The organism is Pseudomonas ekonensis, from assembly GCF_019145435.1.
Classification (GTDB): domain Bacteria; phylum Pseudomonadota; class Gammaproteobacteria; order Pseudomonadales; family Pseudomonadaceae; genus Aquipseudomonas; species Aquipseudomonas ekonensis.
Genome location: NZ_JAHSTS010000003.1, coordinates 755777 through 761947 on the forward strand (window position 1 = coordinate 755777; position 6171 = coordinate 761947).

A 6171-nucleotide genomic window follows, 5' to 3' on the forward strand; every position below is an offset into this window, starting at 1 on the left:
CCCCGATGAGTTGTGCTTATGAAGGTTAAAACGGCCGAACCACGACCAGAATTACAATAACAAGCAATATCAGAACTGGCACTTCATTGAACCAGCGATAAAAGACATGGCTGCGGGTGTTTTCGCCACGGGCGAAACGTTTGACGTAGGCGCCGCACACATGGTGATAGCCGATCAGGAGGGCGACCAGCGTGAGCTTGGCGTGCATCCACCCGCCTTGGGTGAAGTAGGCGCTCGGGTTGAGGCTGATCAGCCAGCCGCCGAAGATCAGCACGGCGATCATCGAAGGTCCCATGATGCCGCGGTACAGCTTGCGCTCCATGACGCTGAATCGTTCCTTGCTGACGGCGTCCTCGCTTTGCGCGTGATAGACGAACAGCCGCGGCAGGTAGAACAGCCCGGCAAACCAGCAGACCACGCTGACGATATGAAACGCTTTGAGCCACAGATAGAGCATTGGATTGATTCCCAGGTTCACGGTAGCCGGATAGTAGAGGCTCGGGCGGCCGCACGTCACCTTGACGGTTGTCGCAGGGGCGCGCGGCCCCTATCATCGACGGCTTTCCAGTGGGTTCGTTGAGGGCAGGTTCATGGTCAAGGTCGGTATCGTCGGCGGCACGGGTTACACGGGTGTCGAACTGTTGCGTCTGCTGGCGCAGCATCCGCAGGCAGAAGTGGTGGTCATCACTTCCCGATCCGAGGCCGGCATGGCCGTCGCCGACATGTACCCGAACCTGCGCGGCCATTACGACGGCCTGGCGTTCAGCGTTCCGGACATCAAGACCCTGGGCGCCTGCGATGTGGTGTTCTTCGCCACGCCCCACGGTGTCGCCCACGCCCTGGCGGGTGAACTGCTGGCCGCCGGCACCAAGGTCATCGACCTGTCGGCGGACTTCCGCCTGCAGGACGCCGACGAGTGGGCCAAGTGGTACGGCCAGCCGCACGGCGCGCCGGAGCTGCTGGACGAGGCGGTCTACGGTCTGCCGGAAGTCAATCGTGAGCAGATCCGCAAGGCGCGCCTGATCGCGGTGCCGGGTTGCTACCCGACCGCCACGCAGTTGGGGTTCCTGCCTTTGCTTGAGGCCGGTCTTGCCGATGCCTCGCACCTGATCGCCGACTGCAAGTCGGGCATCAGCGGTGCCGGACGTGGCGCCTCTGTAGGGTCGCTGTACTCCGAGACGTCGGAAAGCTTCAAGGCTTACGCGGTGAAAGGTCACCGTCACCTGCCGGAAATCCGCCAGGGGCTGCGCCGTGCAGCGGGCAAGGACGTCGGTCTGACCTTCGTTCCGCACCTGACGCCGATGATCCGTGGCATTCACTCGACGCTGTACGCGACCGTGACCGACCGTTCGGTGGATCTCCAGGCGCTGTTCGAGAAACGTTACGCCAACGAGCCGTTCGTCGACGTCATGCCGGCCGGCAGCCACCCGGAGACCCGCAGCGTGCGTGGCGCCAACGTGTGCCGAATAGCCGTGCACCGTCCGCAGGACGGCGACCTGGTGGTGGTGCTCTCGGTCATCGACAACCTGGTCAAGGGCGCGTCGGGCCAGGCGGTGCAGAACCTGAACATTCTGTTCGGCCTGGATGAACGCATGGGTCTGTCCCATGCTGGCATGCTGCCGTAACCCGTTCTTACGAACAGCGAAAAGGCCCGGAACACGGGCCTTTTCGCATTCGAAGCGGCGAAAGGCTTTATTGATATACCGTAACAATAGTTGACCGATTTTCTAGGACAAGCGGATAATGCGCGTCATCACGCAATATGACGGCTTAGCGCCGGGAGATAGTCAGCATGAGCGTCGAATCCTTCACCCCCACGGCTTTGCAATTCACCCAGGGTGCCGCGCACAAGGTGAAGAGCCTGGTCGACGAAGAGGGGAATGATCGCTTGAAGCTGCGCGTATTCGTTACGGGCGGCGGTTGTTCAGGTTTTCAGTACGGCTTCACCTTCGATGAGGATGTGGCCGAAGACGACACCATCGTCGAGCGCGAAGGGGTCAGCCTGGTGGTCGACCCAATGAGCTTCCAGTACCTGGCCGGTGCCGAGGTGGATTATCAGGAAGGTCTTGAGGGCTCGCGGTTCGTGATCAAGAACCCGAACGCCACCACCACCTGCGGATGCGGCTCTTCGTTCTCGATCTGACCGCTTCTTGCGCGAACGGCAAAACGCCGCAGTTCCTCACGGAGCTGCGGCGTTTTGCCGTTTGCGATTCGGTCAGTTGGGGTAGATCGCGCCAAGCACGCGCAAGCCACGGGCGCCGGTGACGCTCGGGCGGTTGGCTGTGATGCCTTCGAGGCAGCAATGGGCCAACCAGGCAAACGCCATGGCCTCCACCCAGTCAGGGTCGACCCCGTGGGTCGCTGTGCTGGCAACGGTGGCGTCCGGCAGCCGCTCGGCCAGGCGCTTCATCAGTGTGGCGTTATGGGCGCCGCCGCCGCAGACCAGAAGCTCCCGCGTTTCGGTTTGAGCCGCCTGCAGGGACTGTACGATGGTATGCGCCGTCAGTTCCAGCAGCGTCGCCTGGACATCCTCTGGCGCAACCTGCGGCAGGCGTGACAGGTGCCCCTCCAGCCAAGGCAGGTTGAACACCTCCCGCCCCGTGCTCTTCGGGCCCTGAGTGGCGAAGAACGGGTCGCTCAGCAATGCCTCCAGCAGGGTCGGATCGATGCTGCCGCTGGCCGCCCACTCGCCGTTGCGGTCATAGTTCTCGCCGCGCTGCCGGTGGATCCAGGCGTCCATCAGCACATTCCCAGGGCCGCAGTCGAAACCGGCTACAGGCGCGTTCGGCTCAATCAGGCTCAGATTGCTGAAACCACCGACATTCAGGACTGCGCGATTGCCGTTACGCTCTTCGAACAGCGCTTCATGGAAGGCCGGAACCAAAGGCGCACCTTGGCCGCCGGCGGCCACATCGCGGCTACGGAAGTCACTGACCACCGTAATGCCGGTCAGCTCGGTCAGCAGGGCGGGGTTGCCGATCTGAACCGTAAACCCGCGCGCCGGTTCATGGCGGATGGTCTGGCCGTGGCTGCCGATTGCGCGGATGTCTTCGGGGCTGAGCCGCTGCTGTCCGAGAAGGGTGTGAATGCCTTGCGCTGCGAGCGCCACCCAGTGTTGCTGGGCAATGGCCGAGCGGGCGATCTCATCGGGGCCGCTGGCGCACAAGCCAAGCAGCTCGGCGCGCAGGGACTCAGGCATGGGGAGGTAGTGCGTGGCGATCAGGCGGATCGCCGATGTCTGCTCGATCAGGGCGATGTCCAGACCGTCGAGGCTGGTTCCGGACATCACGCCGATGTAAAGGGCCATGGCTTAACGCTTGCTCGAGGCCAGCAAGGTGGCCTTCTCTTGGTCCATGCGCGCCATCAGCGGCTGGCTCTGTGCGAGGAAGCGGGCGCGTTCGGACTTGGCGATCGGGTCGGCCATCGGCAGCTTCTGGCCCAGCGGGTCGACGTGAACGCCGTTGACCTGGAACTCGTAGTGCAGGTGCGGGCCGGTGGAAAGGCCGGTCGTGCCGATGTAGCCGATCACCTGGCCTTGCTTGACGGTTCCGCCGGTCTTCACGCCTTTGGCGAAGCCCTGCATGTGGCCGTACAGCGTGCGGTAGGTGTTGCCGTGCTGGATGATCACGGTGTTGCCGTAGCCGCCGCGGCGCCCGGCCAGCAGTACCTTGCCGTCGCCGGCTGCCTTGATCGGCGTGCCGCGGGGGGCGGCGTAGTCGACGCCTTTGTGGGCGCGGATCTTGTTGAGGATCGGATGCTTGCGGCCCATGGAGAATTTCGAGCTGATGCGGGCGAAGTCGACCGGCGTGCGGATAAACGCCTTGCGCATGCTGTTGCCGTCAGCGGTGTAGTAGCTGCTGTTGCCTTGTTTGTTGGTGTAGCGCACGGCGGTGTAGGTCTTGCCGCGGTTGGTGAAGCGTGCCGACAGGATGGGGCCGTTGCCGACGGCTTTGCCGTTGACCACTTTCTGCTCGTAGATCACGTCGAATTCGTCGCCCTGACGGATGTCCTGGGCAAAGTCGACGTCGTAGCCGAACACGCTGGCCATGTCCATGGTCAGGCTGTGTGACAGGCCGGCGCGGGCGGCGGACTGCGACAGGGAGCTGTTGATCACGCCATGGACGTACGCGGTGCGTACGGTTGGCTTGGCGGTGACGCGGTTGAATGCGAAACCTTTGTCGTTGCGGGTCAGGGTGATGGTTTCGACATCGCTGACCTTGCTGTGCAGGTTGACCAGCTGGCCTTCGGGATTCAGTTCGAATTCAAGCTTCTGGCCGTGCTTGAGCTGGCTGAATTGCTTGGCTTGCTTGTCGCTGGCCAGCACTTCGTGCACGGCGGCGGCCGGCAGGCCGACCTTTTCGAAGAGGGTGGAAAGCGTATCGCCTTTGGCGACGACCACTTCCCTGTGGCCTGGGGCCTTCTTTGTTTCGGTCGGCGCGGCAGGGGCGGCGGGTGCCTGGGCGGTTTCCGGAGCGGTCTCGTCGCTGTTTTCAATCTGTGCGAAAGGAGAGGTGACGGGCTCGCTTGTGGCTTGGGCGGCGTCGGCGGCGTCTTGATCCTGTGTCAGTTGTTCAACAGGACTTTCCAGTTCAAGGCTCAAGGTTGTCTTTTTGGCTTCAACATCGCTGGAAGGGAATACCAGCAGGGCCAGGCTGAGGAGAGCGGCGATTCCACTTGCAGCCAGCAGGTGGGTTTTCGGGTAAAGCGGCGGCGCTTTAGACGATTCAGTGGTCATAAAGGACTTTGACTTTGAAAAAGATGAATTGGAAAAGATGAATGACATGATGAAGATGAAATAACTGTATAAAATATAACCAAATCATCTCTGAAGCAAGTCTGTGGGCGACATGCCTGTGGATTGGCGTCCGCGCGCCGGGCAAACCTTGTATTTGGTGCGCGATCTTGTATGGTTGGTTCCCTTTGAATCTGAGCCTTGCGGGTCTGTTATGAAGTCGGTTGAAGAGCAGCTAGCGCTGATTAAACGTGGTGCGGAAGAACTGTTGGTCGAGTCCGAGCTGATCGAAAAGCTCAAGCGTGGCCAGCCGCTGCGTATCAAGGCCGGCTTCGATCCGACCGCGCCGGATCTGCACTTGGGGCACACCGTGCTTATTAATAAGCTGCGCCAGTTCCAGGAGCTGGGGCATCAGGTGATCTTCCTGATCGGCGACTTCACCGGGATGATCGGTGATCCGAGCGGCAAGAGCGCGACCCGTCCGCCGCTGACCCGTGAGCAAGTGCTGGAGAATGCCGAGACCTACAAGAGCCAGGTGTTCAAGATTCTGGATCCGGCGAAAACCGAAGTCGCCTTCAACTCCACCTGGATGGATCAGATGGGGCCGGCGGACTTCATTCGCCTGACTTCGCAGTACACGGTGGCCCGCATGCTCGAACGCGACGACTTCGACAAGCGCTACACCACCAATCAGCCGATCGCCATTCATGAGTTCCTCTATCCGCTGGTTCAGGGCTACGACTCGGTTGCCTTGCGTGCCGATGTCGAGCTGGGCGGTACCGACCAGAAGTTCAACCTGCTGATGGGGCGTGAGTTGCAGCGTGGCTACGGCCAGGAAGCTCAGTGCATTCTGACCATGCCTTTGCTCGAGGGGCTGGACGGCGTCAAGAAGATGTCCAAGTCGCTGGGCAATTACGTCGGTATCCAGGAGGCGCCTGGTGTCATGTACAGCAAGCTGGTTTCGATTCCGGATACGTTGATGTGGCGTTACTTCGAGCTGCTCAGCTTCCGTTCGATGGACGAGATCAATGCCTTGCGTGCGGATGTCGAGGCGGGTGCCAATCCGCGTGACATCAAGATCAAGCTGGCAGAGGAGATTGTCGCCCGCTTCCATGGCGAAGAGGCCGCGGCCAATGCGCATCGTGCCGCGGGCAACCGCATGAAGGATGGTGAGCTGCCGGAGGATTTGCCGGAGATCGAACTGACCGCTGCTGAAGACATGCCGATCGCGGCGGTGCTTAATAAGGCAGGCTTGGTGAAGAACTCGGCTGTCGCGCGCGACTTGCTGGGTTCTGGTGGTGTGCGTGTCGATGGTGAAGTGGTCGATCGTTCCTTTATGTATGTGCTGGGTGCGACCCATGTCTGCCAGGCTGGCAAGAAGGCGTTTGCACGCATCACGCTGAAATCTGAATGAATTTGAAATAAAGGGTTGACGGCGA

6 protein-coding genes are annotated in these 6171 nt (G+C 61.3%); 3 read left to right on the plus strand and 3 right to left on the minus strand.

Going from position 1 to position 6171, the window contains the following annotated elements:
* Positions 1-25: 25 nt before the first annotated feature.
* A complete protein-coding gene (gene hemJ / locus KVG96_RS27395; protein WP_085586212.1) occupies positions 26-457 on the minus strand; it encodes a protoporphyrinogen oxidase HemJ in 432 nt (143 codons plus the stop codon).
* 133 nt (positions 458-590) lie between these two features.
* Between hemJ and argC the strand changes: the two genes are divergently transcribed.
* Together argC and erpA are read left to right on the plus strand one after the other, a co-directional pair.
* Positions 591-1625: an N-acetyl-gamma-glutamyl-phosphate reductase gene (argC, locus tag KVG96_RS27400; protein ID WP_085586210.1), complete on the plus strand. Its 1035-nt coding sequence runs from the start codon at positions 591-593 to the stop codon at positions 1623-1625.
* A gap of 167 nt (positions 1626-1792) precedes the next feature.
* On the plus strand, positions 1793-2143 hold the full coding sequence (gene erpA / locus KVG96_RS27405; RefSeq protein ID WP_003228776.1) for an iron-sulfur cluster insertion protein ErpA: 351 nt from the start codon (positions 1793-1795) through the stop codon (positions 2141-2143).
* Between the two features lie 72 nt (positions 2144-2215).
* Here the strand turns inward: erpA and KVG96_RS27410 are convergent, their stop codons facing one another.
* Both KVG96_RS27410 and KVG96_RS27415 read right to left on the minus strand, forming a co-directional pair.
* Positions 2216-3307 (minus strand): anhydro-N-acetylmuramic acid kinase, encoded by a 1092-nt coding sequence (locus tag KVG96_RS27410; protein WP_217894790.1) that lies wholly within the window; start codon positions 3305-3307, stop codon positions 2216-2218.
* Between the two features lie 3 nt (positions 3308-3310).
* Entirely contained in the window at positions 3311-4735 is a 1425-nt protein-coding gene (locus KVG96_RS27415; protein ID WP_217894791.1) for a peptidoglycan DD-metalloendopeptidase family protein, read from the minus strand.
* 211 nt (positions 4736-4946) lie between these two features.
* On the opposite strand from KVG96_RS27415, the gene tyrS reads away from it, so the two are divergent.
* Complete coding sequence (gene tyrS, locus KVG96_RS27420) at positions 4947-6146, plus strand: tyrosine--tRNA ligase (protein WP_217894801.1); 1200 nt, start codon at positions 4947-4949, stop codon at positions 6144-6146.
* Positions 6147-6171: the final 25 nt, after the last annotated feature.

Coding starts and splice junctions, on each gene's coding strand:
- tyrS (WP_217894801.1), top strand. CDS start 4,947: ATGAAGTCGGTTGAAGAGCAGCTAGCGCTGATTAAACGTGGTGCGGAA.
- hemJ (WP_085586212.1), bottom strand. CDS start 457: ATGCTCTATCTGTGGCTCAAAGCGTTTCATATCGTCAGCGTGGTCTGC.
- KVG96_RS27410 (WP_217894790.1), bottom strand. CDS start 3,307: ATGGCCCTTTACATCGGCGTGATGTCCGGAACCAGCCTCGACGGTCTG.
- erpA (WP_003228776.1), top strand. CDS start 1,793: ATGAGCGTCGAATCCTTCACCCCCACGGCTTTGCAATTCACCCAGGGT.
- argC (WP_085586210.1), top strand. CDS start 591: ATGGTCAAGGTCGGTATCGTCGGCGGCACGGGTTACACGGGTGTCGAA.
- KVG96_RS27415 (WP_217894791.1), bottom strand. CDS start 4,735: ATGACCACTGAATCGTCTAAAGCGCCGCCGCTTTACCCGAAAACCCAC.